The organism is Saccharicrinis aurantiacus, assembly GCF_001660705.2.
In the GTDB taxonomy this organism is placed as follows: domain Bacteria; phylum Bacteroidota; class Bacteroidia; order Bacteroidales; family Marinilabiliaceae; genus Saccharicrinis; species Saccharicrinis aurantiacus.
Window position 1 is genome coordinate 1 of the sequence record NZ_LYBV02000024.1, and the last position, 15,983, is coordinate 15,983.

The 15,983-nt window shown below is 34.6% G+C and carries 11 protein-coding genes; 2 read left to right on the top strand and 9 right to left on the bottom strand.

Annotated features, from left to right (window positions below; translation table 11 throughout):
* On the top strand, positions 1-1,347 hold a 1,347-nt coding region (locus tag A8B35_RS10035; RefSeq protein WP_068472521.1), incomplete at its 5' end, for a tetratricopeptide repeat protein.
* Positions 1,348-1,467: 120 nt separating this feature from the next.
* Here A8B35_RS10035 and A8B35_RS10040 read toward each other — a convergent pair.
* A complete protein-coding gene (locus A8B35_RS10040) occupies positions 1,468-3,282 on the bottom strand; it encodes an AMP-dependent synthetase/ligase (RefSeq protein ID WP_068472523.1) in 1,815 nt (604 codons plus the stop codon).
* Between the two features lie 186 nt (positions 3,283-3,468).
* Here A8B35_RS10040 and A8B35_RS10045 point away from each other — a divergent pair, with 186 nt between their 5' ends.
* The gene (locus A8B35_RS10045; protein ID WP_068472525.1) at positions 3,469-4,281 is read left to right on the top strand and encodes an HAEPLYID family protein; all 813 of its coding nucleotides are present in this window, start codon (positions 3,469-3,471) and stop codon (positions 4,279-4,281) included.
* A gap of 113 nt (positions 4,282-4,394) precedes the next feature.
* Here A8B35_RS10045 and A8B35_RS10050 read toward each other — a convergent pair whose 3' ends face one another.
* From A8B35_RS10050 to A8B35_RS10085, 8 genes are all read right to left on the bottom strand, one after another.
* Complete coding sequence (locus A8B35_RS10050; protein WP_068472527.1) at positions 4,395-5,843, bottom strand: monomeric [FeFe] hydrogenase; 1,449 nt, start codon at positions 5,841-5,843, stop codon at positions 4,395-4,397.
* Between the two features lie 253 nt (positions 5,844-6,096).
* Positions 6,097-7,791 (bottom strand): sigma-54 interaction domain-containing protein, encoded by a 1,695-nt coding sequence (locus A8B35_RS10055; RefSeq protein ID WP_068472529.1) that lies wholly within the window; start codon positions 7,789-7,791, stop codon positions 6,097-6,099.
* Positions 7,792-7,954: 163 nt separating this feature from the next.
* Positions 7,955-9,076 carry a helix-turn-helix domain-containing protein gene (locus tag A8B35_RS10060; RefSeq protein ID WP_068472530.1) on the bottom strand — a complete coding sequence of 374 codons (1,122 nt, stop codon included), beginning with the start codon at positions 9,074-9,076 and terminating at the stop codon, positions 7,955-7,957.
* A gap of 53 nt (positions 9,077-9,129) precedes the next feature.
* Entirely contained in the window at positions 9,130-11,319 is a 2,190-nt protein-coding gene (locus tag A8B35_RS10065) for a T9SS type A sorting domain-containing protein (protein ID WP_075602897.1), read from the bottom strand.
* Between the two features lie 242 nt (positions 11,320-11,561).
* Positions 11,562-12,638, bottom strand: a complete 1,077-nt coding sequence (gene buk / locus A8B35_RS10070) for a butyrate kinase (protein ID WP_068472532.1) — start codon at positions 12,636-12,638, stop codon at positions 11,562-11,564.
* 51 nt (positions 12,639-12,689) lie between these two features.
* Positions 12,690-13,586 carry a bifunctional enoyl-CoA hydratase/phosphate acetyltransferase gene (locus A8B35_RS10075; protein WP_068472534.1) on the bottom strand — a complete coding sequence of 299 codons (897 nt, stop codon included), beginning with the start codon at positions 13,584-13,586 and terminating at the stop codon, positions 12,690-12,692.
* A gap of 147 nt (positions 13,587-13,733) precedes the next feature.
* Positions 13,734-14,951 (bottom strand): acetate/propionate family kinase, encoded by a 1,218-nt coding sequence (locus tag A8B35_RS10080; RefSeq protein WP_068472536.1) that lies wholly within the window; start codon positions 14,949-14,951, stop codon positions 13,734-13,736.
* A 53-nt stretch (positions 14,952-15,004) separates the two neighbouring features.
* Positions 15,005-15,967, bottom strand: coding sequence for a 3-hydroxyacyl-CoA dehydrogenase family protein (locus A8B35_RS10085; protein WP_068472538.1), 963 nt, complete (start codon positions 15,965-15,967; stop codon positions 15,005-15,007).
* Between the last annotated feature and the right edge of the window lie 16 nt (positions 15,968-15,983).

Consider the following 15,983-nt stretch of genomic DNA (forward strand, 5'->3'; position numbering starts at 1 on the left):
GCATACGATATAGCTTGGTCGTTACAACCCTATTTAGAAAGCGACAGTTATATTAACGAGAGGATTGATCTTAACCTTAAAATGATTACTCTTTATCTAATTTATGAGCAATACAATAAGGCCGATACTTTAATAAAAAACACACATTCAATTGTAGCAAACGGCATTGCTGACACTGCGAAACAGCAAATTTTACAAGCTCAGATTAAATCGCAAAAGGCATGGAGTATTAGCGAAAACACCAAACAATTTATAGAGGCTGAAAATTTAATACTGGATTGTATAAAAACCTTTACCGAGCACAAATTAGGAAGGCATAAAATAGATTATACCAATTTACATTTGGCACAACTTTACATTACTATGGATAAGTTGGATGAAGCCTATAAAATACTCAGCTCCATTGAAAACATACATCTGAATAAAAACAGTGCCATAAAATGCTTGCTCTACGAATACCTTGGCCGATACCATCAGAAATTAAATAATGATACATTAGCTATGTCGTACTATAAAAAGGCCATAAATGCAATTGATAAACACAATGCCCATATTTCAAACAAGGTTAAGATTCTACAAAACTTATCTGACTTATACCAACAAAATGGGAACTTTAGTGAGGCATACGATTACCTGAAAGCTGCTAAGAATCTAAACGAATTGGTATTTAGCAGCACAAGCGAACAGAACAAAAAGTTGTTTGAGATTAAGGATGCTTATAAAACTAAATTAAAAGAGAATGAGGCTTCTTTGGATAAACAACAACTAAAGATACTACAACAAGAGAAACAATACTGGCTGCTACAAATGCTGAGTGCTTCTGGTTTATTTATATTCCTACTGATAATAGCAATCGTGTTTTTTAGGAGAAGAAACAAACAACAAAAAATTAGCCGAGCATTTGAAGCTCAGAAACAGACCGAAATACTTGAAATTAAAAACAAGGAGCTTTTATCCTCAGCACTACAATTATTAGAACGCGATACGCAACAAGAGGAAATAAAGAAAAAATTAGAATCGATTAGTGTTAAAGATGAGAATGCGCAAATAATAAAGCAAATAGTAAAAACACTAGGCACAAATAAAAGCCAAAAGTGGGAAGAGTTTAATACTCACTTTACAGCCGTTAATACATCGTATTATGCCAAATTAAAGCTGCAGTTTCCTAACTTGACTGCAACCGATTTAAAAATATGTGCCTTTATTAAACTTGGGTTCTCAAGTAAAGAAATGGCCCAAATTATGGGTGTAGGGGTTGAAGGTTTAAACACGAGTCGAAGTAGATTACGGAAAAAAATGGACTTACGTAGAGAGGTAGTTTTAGTAGAATATTTGCAAAACTTTTAGATACTATTGTGGCTGTTTCTCTGTTTGAATAAACAGCCACAATAGGATATACCATCAGACATTATGAAGGAAGTATTGCCACTTACAGTAGGGGCAAAGCACCAACTATCTATATCCCTTTTAATTAAAACTGATTGAACCTTTATTCTCCTCATCAGATTCATAAGCATATATTTTACGGAGTAAATCAGCGTACTTATTATACAAAACTCTTCGCTTCAACTTTAATGTAGCTGATAACTCACCACTAGCTGAGGTCCATGGTTCATATACCACTCTAAAACGCTTTATTTGCTCGTGCTGCCCTATCTGCTTATTGGTTTTGGCAACTTCCTTTTGAAACACTTTTAAGAGTTCCTTATTTTTTATCAATTCTTTATTATCGCGATAGTGTATTTTATGATCGTGCGCCCACTTATGCAAATAATCAAAGTTGGGAGACAATAGGGCACTCGCAAACTTTTCGCTCTCGCCCACTACCATGGCTTGTTCAATATAATCTGATTCCTTCAGTAAATTTTCTATTGGCTGAGGTGCCACATACTTGCCACTTGATGTTTTAAACATCTCCTTTTTACGATCTGTAATCTTCAGGAATTTATTATCTACCAAAGTCCCAATATCTCCAGTATGAAACCATCCTTTGTTATCAATTACTTCCTTTGTTAACTCAGGCTCCTTGTAATAGCCCTTCATTATATTCGGACCTTTAACAAGGATCTCTCCATCCTTATCTATTTTAACTTCAACATTATTAATAACTGGCCCAACACTACCTATTAAAAGATTATCCGGTTCCGAAAGATGATTAGCAGCAATAACAGGTGCCGTTTCGGTTAAACCATAGCCTTCCATTAAATCAATACCTGCAGCTATAAACAATCTGCTCAATCGAGGCTGTAAAGCTGCCCCACCTGAAATTACAAAATCAAGTTCTCCTCCGAAGCTTTTTTGCCATTGACTAAAAACTAACTTACGTGCTAACTTTAACCTTAATTTATATATAAATCCGTTATCGTTACGACTATTATACTTCTCACCTAGTTTCATCGACCAAAAGAATATAGTTTTTTTTATTCCTGATAAATCTTCTCCTTTAGATACAATTCTATCATAAATACGCTCAATTACACGCGGAACAGTAACAAATGCATTGGCTTTAACTGAAGCCAAATCTGCAGCGATGGTTCCCAAATTCTCAGCATAATAAATACTACAAGCTTTTACCTGCATTAAGTAATTTACCATGCGTTCAAAAACATGGCACAATGGCAAAAAGCTAAGTGTACGAGAATTCTCACTCAAGGGATATAAATCATATACTCCCTGTACATTACTCATGAAATTATCATGCGTAAGCATCACCCCTTTAGGCATTCCTGTGGTTCCCGATGTATAAATAATAGAGGCAACATCATCAGAAACTATCGAATCCCTTCTTTCAACAAGTTTGTTCTGAAACTCCGATTTATTAGCTTTTCCTAAATCCATGATTTTATGCCAATGATTCGCCCCATTTATAGTATTAAAGGTATATACATCTTCAACAGAATCAATTGGTTTTGCTAAGGGTTCAAGCTTTTTATGTAAGGCTGCATCTGATACAATAACTAAACGAACCTCGGAATGGGTAAATATATGCGTAAATTCCTCTTCGCTAATAGTTGGATATACGGGTACATGAATAACTCCAATCATACTCATACCCATATCTACGAAATTCCATTCTGGTCGATTGTTGGATACGGTTGCAATCTTATCTCCCTTTTTAAAGCCTAATGCCAATAAACCTAGCGCAAAAAACTCCGCATTCTGCCGATAATCTGAGACACTATAAGCATTCCATTTTCCATTATGTTTTGAGCAAAGTATATCGAGTTTATTATGATTTTTTTCTAGGTGGCTTAGGATATCGAATGTCCTCTTTATATTCATAGCACTAATTATCAACCTTAATTAATTGTTAAGCATTGTAAATAAAGAAATCTATACGCACATGTACAATTATTGTTGCAAAAAAAATGTAACTCTAATAAACCGAAATATTTTCACTCCTCCAATATTGTGCAGCATTACAATACAATGTATATTTGCGTTATGTAACATCAAATAACTTCCTATATGAAATTAAACTTACTGGCTCTGTCAGTTATTCTATCAAGTATTAATGCCTTTTCACAAGAATCAAATCATACTAAAGAACCTCTCAAACTAGAACACGCAGAACCTCTATACATTGATTTAATAAGAGATTTGGGGGCACATAAAGGCGAAAAGGAATGGAATGTTGGGGTAGGTACCTTTGATAACAAAACCTTTGATAGTCATGAATTTTTAGTTGAATACGAATGGGCGGCAATTGACCGCTTAGGTTTTGAAGTTGAGCTTCCGTTTACCTTTTACAGTCCGATAACCGGGATATCCAACGATTCGTTACCTAGCAATAAACTAGAAAGTTTAAAACTGGCCACACAATATACATTTTTAGTATCTGAGAAGTACCACACCTCAATGGCCATAGGATATATGCACGAGTTTGAGTTTAGTTCGTTCAGAGATTGGGGTAACCCTACCGTACCGGGCATGGTATACAACCCGTTTTTTGTAGCTGCCAAAAAGTTTGCGAATAGCTTGCATACACTGCTTTATACAGGACCTATAATTACACAGCATTTTAATAGCAGTCATTGGGATTTTGACTACGAGTTTCATGCCAATTTCCATTATATGATACCGAATACCTCTAATTTTGTTGGAGTTGAAGTAAATAATTATGCAAATAGTGAGGGAATAGATTGTACTATTCGGCCTCAAATGCGCGTATCCTTAAACGAAGAACTGATGGTTGGTATTGTCACAGGGATACCTGTTGAAAGAAAGGAACAAGGATTTAGTATGTTTTTAAGGCTTATATGGGAGCCTCCTCATAAATAATAGAAGAGCTACAAATATAAAATGGGGTATCGATGATACCCCATTTTATTTACCGTTATTTATTAAGTATGGTTTGGTAAAAATCTATTATATCTTGAATAGTTACATAATATCTAAATAGAAGCTTTTAGGGCTTCTTGATCTGCAATCATTTTCTTAAGCGTGGCAGCTCCAGCTTTAAACGGGGTAATATTACCCGGACCATTCATACAGCCCCCTTCACATCCCATTACTTCAACAAAATTATAATCAGGCGTTTTTTTAGTAAAAGCTTTCATAAGCTTGATACTCTTCTTATTTAAACCATCTACTAAATACTCTTTGAAAGCATAACCGTTTGGAATGGAACTACGAATTGCCTCTGCAACTCCTCCACTTAGAGCAAAACCACGAGCTTCAGCAGAAATGCTAGTTGCTAATAACTCATCGCTTGTTTGTTCAAGATTGATATCATAGGCCATAAAAAATGAGTTTAACTCTTCAAAGGTTAACACAAACTCAACGATGCCTGAATTTTCTGCCTCTTGCCTTTTAGCTAAACATGGTCCAATAAAAACACGTTTCGCATTAGGATACCTTTGAGCTGCAATTTCGGCGGTATAATACATAGGCGTTTGCGTGTGTGAAACCATAGGTTTAATCTCAGGCAAATGTTTATCTGTTAATAAAAAATATGAAGGACAACAAGATGATGTTAAGAACGGCTCGTTTCTTTGCACAAAATCAATCCACTCAGCAGTTTCATTCTTTGCTGTTACATCAGCACCTTCAGCAACCTCCATTACATGAGTAAACCCAATAGCCTTCAGGGCTCCCATTAATTGCTCTGGTGCCGTTTTAAACTGACCGAAAATTGCCGGAGCAACCATTGCAACCATTTCTTGCTTATCCTTTAAACCGTGAGCAATTTGTAAAACCTGTGAACGCTCCATAATAGCACCAAATGGGCATGAAGTCATACACTTACCACAATAAATACATTTTGATGCATCAATAACTTCAATACCTTCCTCATTCTTCTTAATTGCCTTTACGGGGCAAGCTTCTTCACACGGAACAGGCAAGTATGCAATGGCATGAAAAGGACAAGCCTTTTGGCATAAACCGCAGTTTACGCATGTTTGATGATCAATAATTGCTTTCCCATTTAAAACTCTAATTGAATCTTTTGGGCAGTTTACCTGACATGCTCGAGCCTCACAACCTTGGCACAAATTACTAACTGTATAATTTACCTGAACACATGAACTACATGCCTCATCCACTACCGTTAAGTGGTCGGATGGAAAGGAAGTCTTTTTTATGGCAGCTTTTGCATAATCTTTTAGAGGAGTTAATTCATCTACTTCATCATCTACACAAAACCCCATCATTGCCATGGTTTTGTATTTAATTACTGCCCTATCTTTATGTACACAACAACGTATGGGTGATTTTGATTTAGGACGCATTTCTAAAGGAATGCGATCTATCTTCTGATCTAATTCGTCGTCTTTTAATAACTTAATAATTCGCGTTAATAATTCACGTTTGGTCTGAATTGCGTTATTAAAGTAAGTCATATCTGCTTTTTAGTTTATTTCTAGGATTTGAGATAAACAACTACCCCATTTTATGCGATTTCCTTAATCAAACCACATGCCAATTCAGCCAAATAACTAACTAGCAACACATTGATAAATTCAGAATTTAAATACCTTTTTAAAATATGTACTATTTAGATACAATGTATCAATTTTATATTGAACTAAATTAGTACACTGAACTATATTAGTACACAATAAAAGTATTATTTATTGAAGTAATTAAACACAATTAGGCTTTTGTATACTTTTTTACTTTTAAATACAAGGTATTCCTACTTATATTTAATATCGTAGCCGTTTTAGACATATTATTATTATTCGCTTTTAATACACTCAAAATATAGTGCTTCTCCATTTCAGCTAAAGGCAAATTAAGTTGAGTTTGTTGAGTAACAAGGTCTTCAGTATGCGGCTGGCTTTTAGCTTTTATATTCTTAAAGCTATCTAAAGAAATATCACCCCCGAAGTTCACCAACTGCTCTACGTAATTCTCAAGCTCACGAACATTGCCGGGCCAATCATAATCTAAAAGCTTTTGAAGGGCATCATATTCTAACATTGGCATATCCTTATGCAACATTGCACTTTTCTGATTTAAGAATAGACGTATGAGAACAGGAATATCATCTTTCCTTTCACGTAAGGACGGAATACGCAAAGGAATTACGCTAAGGCGATAAAATAAATCCATACGGAAATTACCTTTTCCAACCTCTTCTAATAAATTTTTATTCGTAGCCGCTATAATACGTACATCAATAGGAATATTTTTATCCCCGCCAATTCGGGTAACACTACTTTCTTGAATGGCCCTTAATAGCTTAACTTGCATATTCAGCTCCATATCCCCAATTTCGTCAAGAAAAATGGTACCATGATTGGCTAACTCAAACTTTCCAGGGTGTCCTCCTTTTTTCGCCCCTGTATACGCGCCATCATCATACCCAAACAATTCACTCTCAATAAGATTCTCTGGCAAGGCAGCACAGTTAATTGCTACAAAAGAATTATGCTTTCGGTTAGATGCATTATGAATACTCTGAGCAAAAACTTCTTTACCCGTTCCACTTTCCCCTTCAATTAATATGGTTGATGGACTATTTGATATTGTTTTTGCATAAGCCACGGTTTGCATTAACATTTTACTCTTTCCTATGATATCATCAAAAGAATAACGTGCTTGCATACCCGTATATTTATTTACCAACTGATATACCTTTTCAATTAGTCTAAAGGTAATTACATAGCCAATTTGATTTTGTTTGGCATTATTAATGGCAGAAATACTAACATTAAATCTGATAGAATCCTCGGGAGTAGTAAATACCCAATCATCATTATGAATTATTTCTCCATCTTGAATTGCTTGTACCGCATAATCCCAACGCGTAACCAAATCTTGAACTGGAATTTTGAGCAAGTCTCTCCTTCTTATATTTACAGTTCTACAGGCATGATCGTTTGCATATATAATTTCTCCCTTTGAATTAACTGCCATTACTCCAAAATGAGTAGAATTCATTATGGCGAAGGTAAACTGTTCATTATTATTAATGATTAACCTATTAATATTCGCATCTACAGCCTCCTTAGCAAGCAATTGCAGTAAATCGCAAAAAGATTTTGCAATAGGATATGGTTCTTTAATACAGAGTGCCATATAATATTTACGACGCGTAATTACCTCAAAACGCTGAACACATAAAGTCCACCCACCTACTGATTTTGGAATATGCTCTGTAGCAACAGCTTTTTCGAAACTATTAAAATCAAAGGTGCTTTCAGAATTGTCAAATTTATAAAACAACTTCTTATGCTCATCGAGCAAAACCATAACATGGTTACTTGGAATCAATTGTTTTAATTCCTTATTAAAGTAGGTTTTAATAAAAGGGAGTTTCTTTGGGGTGCTAATTATCTTCATCCAAGCAAATATTTAGTCTACAAAACTATGCTTTTTTATAATAAATAAGCGACAATGGTTCGATAGTTTTTAGAGCAACTAGATGATTAAAGACAAGCGAAGTCCTCTCTATAATAATCAACAATAAAGCTCACTGAAGATTGTAAAAGCAATTCGAGAATATTTATATGATTCTTTCCTTTTTACGAAATTCGCTTGGCGTATAGCCCGTAAGCTTTTTAAAAGTAGTATTAAATGCTGTTTTAGAATTAAAGCCCGAATCAAATGCAATAGAAAGCATTGTATTAACATCTTTACTTGGATCAACTAGAAGTTGCTTTGCATTATCGACCCTATACTTATTAATGAAACTAAAGAAATTTTCATTAAAGCCTTCGTTTATTATATAAGATAGCTGATGTGGAGAAACCAACAAACTATCAGCCAATTTTACCAAATTTAAATCATTATCGAGATAAACCTTATCCTCTAGCATGAGTTGATTCAATTTTTGTTTATATACATTTAAGTCCGCATCTGCGATAAGCTTTCTTTTTTCAATATTTCCAGAAACGTCCTCTTCTATAATAAATTCAATATCATCCTTTTGTTTTTCACTAATAGGGAAAAGCTCTTTTTGTTTTAAAGAATGGTATCCAATAAAATATACTGTAAACAACAAAAAACTATTGGCAAATAAATTAAGCTGTTCAGAATTAACAACGATACTATAAACCGCTATTAAAACACTTATAATGATAACCTGAATAATTATATTCTCGAGCCACTTAAGGTTAAAATCGTTATTATCAGAAGCAAACTCTAAAATATTCTTTTGATGCTTGCGCAGTAATACAAAAGAAGCAAAGGAATAATATAACGCTTGAAGTAAAATAATGCTTAAAAGTACGAACTTCAACCATACTGAATCTGACAGAAAATAAGTACGCAAGAATACTAATGCTATGAACAGACATGGCAAAAACAAATGAATCAACTGTTGTTTCTTAAAAACAAATTTGATGTTGGTGAAATGCCATACACACAAATAAAAACTAAACGGCGTAGATCCCTGTATGCCATGCACTAATGACATAACGAATATATTAGGCTCATTAATACCCGCAAATTGGAAGATTTCTTCGAGCCAAAAAGATGAGAATAAGATAAGAAATAGCGCAAACCATCTATTTGCTCGCCCGTTTATACTTTGAGGATTTGTTAGTTTGATAAAAGCCAGCAACAGTAATCCTCCGAAAATTAATATGACAGCAATATGATTTAAGGTATCTGCAATTATGCCCATTCTCAAACAATTCTTAACAATTACTAATGCAACAAAACCCTATTTAAAACCAACTAATTAGGTTTAGTTTGTTTTACAATTTTTAATGAAAATGTTTTAGAGTCAGTATATAACTTAAGAATATAAAGTCCTGAAGGTAAAGCTGGGAAATCAAGTTTTATATCACAGCCCATTAAACCAACTTCGCCGAAATCAAGTTTTTGGCCATTTACACTATACAATTCATATCGCTTCACAAAATAATCATTGCTACATACGTGAACTGAATTTGTTGTAAACGGATTGGGTTTAACTACAATACCATCTCCGTCGGGAGTTGGAGTAATTGACGTATCACCTGACTCGATAATATCTACTAATGCATCAATCCACAAAGATGTGTTACCAATACCATAATAATCTGAAGCTAACTTCCACTCGCCATTATCCTCTAGCATCATTGTATTTGACACCTTTGTTTGCCTATCTTCAACAGTGTGATATACGCTAAAGGTATCAACAACTGATGAAGCATACTCTAACTCATACGACACAAAAAAATTACCCTCGATATATATATCTGAATCAAAATCAATATATAATTCCTTATTAGATTTAAGATTACCTACCATAAATTCCTTTTCATATTTCAGATTTAATGGAGTTTCATTACCAGTGTATACACTAATCCTAACACTCTGACTTGAGCCAGACACATACTTAGATGGCATAATATAACATCCTCTCAAATTTGCTTTCTTAATTTGCCCAAACTTCTCTGCATATTTTTTTATTTGAGTAGCATTATGCCCTGTAATATATCCAAAGCCATCTGAAGGTCGTGTATTTCCATGCAGATTACCAAATTCAACATTTGATATCCTATCATAAGCATCATTACCATATGGATCAATACCTACAACACTTTGCGCTCCTGTATTATCAGGATCTAAATATGCCTTCAGTTTATTAGATTGTGTAGAACTCGAATCCCAAGCTCTATTGAAACGCACAAAATAATCGTTTACAGAATTTGCACAACTAGCCGCACCTCCAGATAAAATACCCACTAAAAGCTTGTTGGCATCAAATAAGCCACAGCCCGATGAACCTCCTTCCGTAGTTCCTGAGTCCCACTCCTCAACATGCCAATGCATATCGTCATCCCATGGTGGTGAATTAAATGTTATTTTATTCAATTCATTAAGTGCTGTACATATTTTTTTAACATCTCCCTTTGGATGATGGATTGCCGCAAATGGGGCAATTGGTTGATCTACTAAAGACCATCCTACAAAATAAGGACGGTATGATTTGGGTGGCATCTCAGATAATTCCAGTAGGGCATAATCTTTATTTGTAACAATACATTTCATTTCTGCACCAGAGACTGACAAACTACCAACTACCATAGATTTATCGCCTTCAATTATAGAACTACAATGTGGTGTTTCGTAATTAAATAAAAAGACTGTTTTATCGTTAAATGGATCTCCTGTAAAACAATGACCTGCTGTAATTACATAAGGTAATACAGAATCTGAAGTATTATTAATTAAGGTGGCAGTACAATATTCAGTACCATTTACGATCATTCGCATTACCCCACGCTTAATGTCTTCTACCCCTTCAATATCACTGCAACTTACGTTTACATTACAACTTTGCGAATCACCGAACCATCCAACTTTCTCATCATATTTTAAAATACCCACATAATCGTGATTTACAGATCCAATTAGCAATTCGCCTTCAAAATCTGCATCTAGTGGTTCTTGATATTCAATAATAATAGTATCACCAACGATAGGACTAGTAGCTAAAACACCATTCTCTTTATTATTAGCACTAGTAAATGCCCCTTTTATATCCGACCTATCGTTGTTATATAAAAACAATTTCGCTCCATTAGGTAAAACATACCTATCAAAAATAAGGTTTATTGAGTATGCCCCAGGGGATGTGATCTCTAACTGCCATACCCTATAATTTCCATCAATATGCCAACTCCCTGAATTTTGGGGCGTATAATCAACCTCAAACCCATGCGCAAATGTGATAGATTCTTGTTTCTCCATTGAAGATAGAGCTTGCTGCTTTAGGTTCGAATTTGTTACATAATTCAAAACCTTTAAATTATCACTAGAGTTAAACTTTAATGATCCATTCCTCAAAGGTGTACCTCCACTAGAGATTTGAGCTATGGTGCTCACAGGAAAAAAAATGATGTACAAAAGAAATACAGCAGAATATATGATTCTCATCCTTATTTATTATCAATACTTGATTAGAATTTTACTTATTGAGCAATAGGTATAAATTAAGCATAAAACACAACAGCGATAACACTTATATAAACTGAATACTCAATTGCAAGGCTTAAATATACAATAGATTATTAAAATTTTTCTCAAAAATATGATATACAAATCAAAAATTACAACTGAGTCTGTACAACAAAGCCAATGAAACAATCCATTGGCTTTGACTAAAATTAATAATTTGATTACTTATATATCTTCGTCTCCACTTTATTTTGAAGAACCATAAGTGCATTCTGCATTAAAGCAGTCATTTCATCCTCCCCAGGGTAAACAGCAACTGGAGCAATAAAATCGACCATATCTTTAATATAATTAACTACGTATTCAGAATGCGCAATACCACCAGTAAGAATAATCCCGTTTATTTTTCCTTTTAGAACTGTAGCACATCCTCCGATAGTTTTACCAATTTGATAACACATGGCACTCAAAACAAGCTCAGCTTGCTTATCTCCTTTTTCAATACGCTGAACTACATCATAAGCTTGATTCGTTCCTAAGTGAGCCACCAAACCACCTTTACCATTCACCATTTTTTTCATTTCCTCATACGTATAGTCGCCACTATAACAGGCCTTAATAATAGCGCCTGTTGGTAGTGTTCCGGCACGTTCTGGTGAAAATGGGCCATAACCCTCCAAAGCATTATTTACATCAATTACCTTTCCTTGTTTATGTGCTCCTACAGAAACTCCACCACCCATGTGAGCAACAATCAGGTTTAATTCTTCGTAAACAAAACCTCTTGTTTTAGCAAATACTCTAGCTACTGCTTTTTGATTAAGGGCGTGAAAAATAGAACGTCGTGGCATATCTGGATTACCTGTAATACGAGCTACATCTTCTAACTCATCTACCACTACAGGGTCGGTAATGAAAGCTCTAGCTCCGGGTAAACTTTTGGCAATATCATCGGCAATTAAACCTCCAAGATTACTTGCATGCTCACCCATAACCCCTTTGATCAAATCGTGCTTTAAAGCCTCATTAACCTCATAAACACCCGATTCAATAGGCTTAACAAGACCACCTCTACCTACAACTGCATTAATTTTTTCAATATCAATGTCCGCCTGAATTAATTCATTTAAAATTACTTCCTTCCTAAATTCAAATTGATCTGTTATTGATGCAAATTGATCAAGATCAGTATTTGAATGATTAATACTTTTAAGAAAAATTGATCTTTCATTATCAAACACAGCAATTTTGGTAGATGTTGATCCGGGATTAATTGCTAAAATTCTAAAATTATCCATTTATCGAGTTTATTTATCTGAGTTTTTGTCTTAATAATCTGTTAGAACTATCTATGCTAAAGCTGCCAACAAAATACTATAGTATTTTGATTCATCTGAATCGCTACGAGAGGTTAATACGATTGGTGCTGATGCCCCTAAAACTATTGATGCTACCTTCGCTTTTGCAAAAAACACCAAAGATTTATATAGCACATTTCCCACCTCAATATCGGGCATTAGCAAAATATCGGTATCTCCTGCCACAGCACTTTTAATATTCTTATGCTTGGCACTCTCAAAACTTACAGCGTTATCAAAAGCTAAAGGTCCGTCAATTATACAGTTCTTAATTTGATCGCGCTGTTGCATTTTTGATAATAATGCAGCATCTAATGTTGCTTGCATATTTTCATTAACCATCTCTATTGCTCCCAAAATAGCAACTTTTGGTTTTGGAATACCCATCTTATTTAAATAGGCTACTGAATTATTAACGATATGAATTTTATCTTTCAAGTTTGGTGCAATATTCATTGCCACATCCGTAACTCCAATAAGTTTATGGTAAGTACCTACCTCGAATAAAGCAAAATGTGATAACAAACTACTCTTTCTCAAACCCCACTCTCGGTTTAAAACCCCTTTTAATAATACTGGAGTTGCCACCTTCCCTTTCATTAGTGTATGCGCCTCTCCATCATGAACTAATGACACGGCAATTTTAACACACTTCTCATGATCTGACTCATCGATAAAACGAGCTCCTGTAAAATCATAATTATTAGCTTCTATAATTTCCTTTGTCAATTTCTCATCTCCAATTAAAATTGGTTTAATTATTCCCAATTGATAAGCTCGATGGACTGCATCTAAAGAATTGGAATCTTGCGAAACTGCTAACGCAAGAGTTCTACAAAGGCTATTTTTTATAATAAGCTGCTCTAAATCTGATAATTTCTTAAACATAGGCACAAATAAAAAAGACTACTAAATTTTACGATTTTGCTGTGATTCTAATTGTTAAAAGTACTAATGAATAGTATAATAACAACTAATATTTATCACGTAAAAATGTAAAACCTAGTAGTCTTTTTGTAAAACTTGAGCCTTAGCTTACCTGTTTGCTAATTCTTCAACGATTTGCTTCGTATCTTTAGCTATAACCATCTCTTCATCAGTAGGAACAACCATAACGGTTACTTTACTATCTGGTTTACTTATAGTAGTCTCTTCACTAAATAGCTTGTCGTTCTTCTCAACATCAAATTCTAATCCCATATATTCGAGATCAGCACAAACATCACGACGCACATAAAACGCATTTTCGCCTATACCTCCTGTAAAGATAATGATATCAATACCGCCCATAGCAGCGGCATAAGAACCAATAAATTTCTTAATTCGGTAAGTATACATATCCAAACCTAATTTGGCACGATCGTTACCCGCCTCTATAGCAGCAGTAATTTCACGCATATCAGAAGATACACCTGTTACGCCAAGCATACCACTCTGCTTATTAAATAGGATACTTGCCGATTTAGTACCAATTACTTCCTTATCCATAATGAATGTAGCAGCACCGATATCTAAATCACCAGCTCTTGTACCCATCATTAAACCTTCTAACGGAGTAAAACCCATTGAAGTATCAACAGATTCTCCATCTTTAATGGCTGCAATAGATGCGCCATTACCTAGGTGACAAGAAATAATTTTTTGAGACTTATAATCAACACCCAATAGTTCACAAGCGCGAGCCGAAACATATTTATGACTTGTACCATGAAAACCATAACGACGAACGCCATATTTCTGATATAATGAATTAGGAATGGCATACATATAAGCATGCTTTGGCATTGTTTGGTGGAATGCTGTATCAAATACACCAACCTGAGGTACATGAGGTAATAATTGCTCGATAGCCTCAATACCTTTTAAGTTTGGTGGATTATGAAGAGGTGCTAACTCTATACACTCATTCATTTTCTCTATTACCTCGTTGGTAATAAACACACTAGAGTTGAAAGTCTCTCCCCCGTGTACAACCCTGTGACCTACAGCATCAATTTCTTCTAATTTAGAAATACAACCATGCTTATCACTTGACAATACACCTAGTATATAATCAATTCCCGTTTGGTGATCTAAGATCTCACCTTCTAATAAAACTTTTTCTCCATTTTCTTTTTCGTGCTTTAAAAAAGAACCTTTTAGTGCAATTTTTTCAATTGCTCCTTTGGCCATCACTTCATGACCATTGTCATTCATATCGAACAACTGATATTTAATAGATGAACTACCGCAGTTTAAAACTAATATTTTCATTGTAACAAATTCTTTGTGAGTATAAATGGGATAATGATTTCGGATAAATAATATTATTCTCCTATTATTTTTCCTTGTTCATCGTACTTATAAAAACCTTCACCCGTGAGTTTGCCTAAATGCTTAGCACGAACTAAACGCTTTATAAGTGGTGATGGCTTATACTTACTATTTCCAAATTCCTCATAAAGATTATCCATCCATTTCGAAATCTTACTTAAACCAATGATATCTGCTGTTTCAAATGGTCCGAAACGCATTCCTAAACCAACCTGCATTGTTTTATCGATATTAGCCTTAGTTGCTACACCTTCCATAAAGGTTTGGCAAGCCTCGTTTAACAATGTTACGTACAAACGAACACTTACTAAGCCAGCTGATTCCTCTACCGGAATTACATCTCTATTAATGAGCTTAACAAAAGTACATACCTTAGAGTACACCTCTTCAGAAGTGTATAATCCTTTTACTACCTCAATAATTTTTGCCTCAGGAGATGTTACAAAGAAGTGTAAACTAATACAGCGCTCAGGCTTCTTCATTTCAGAAGCTAATTCTGTAATAATAATTGTTGTAGAGTTGGTTGCTATTATTGTATCTTCTCTAACAATCTCTTCAACCTTTGTAAACACCTCTTTGCGAGCATCTATACTTCTCGAACCTGTTTGATCGTCAGATCTAATGGCCTCAATTACAAAATCACAATCTGCCAAATCTTTATAATCCATCGTACCTTTAATACGACTCATGATAGCTTTTTTCTCGCTAGAAGTTAAACCCCAGCCTTCAATTCTATCATCTAATTCAGTACTTATATTGGTAATTGCAGTTGTTATTTTTTCTTCAGAAAGTTCAAGAAAAACCACTTCCATGCCGTGCCAACTTGCAATGCGCGCAATAGATTGTCCTTCTTTGCCACAACCAATTACTCCAACCTTAGAAAAAAGAGTTGTGCTTTTCTTCTTTTTAGAACTTAGTGCATACCTTTCAATAGGTTCTACTAATATTTCAGCCATTATATATAGTATTTAT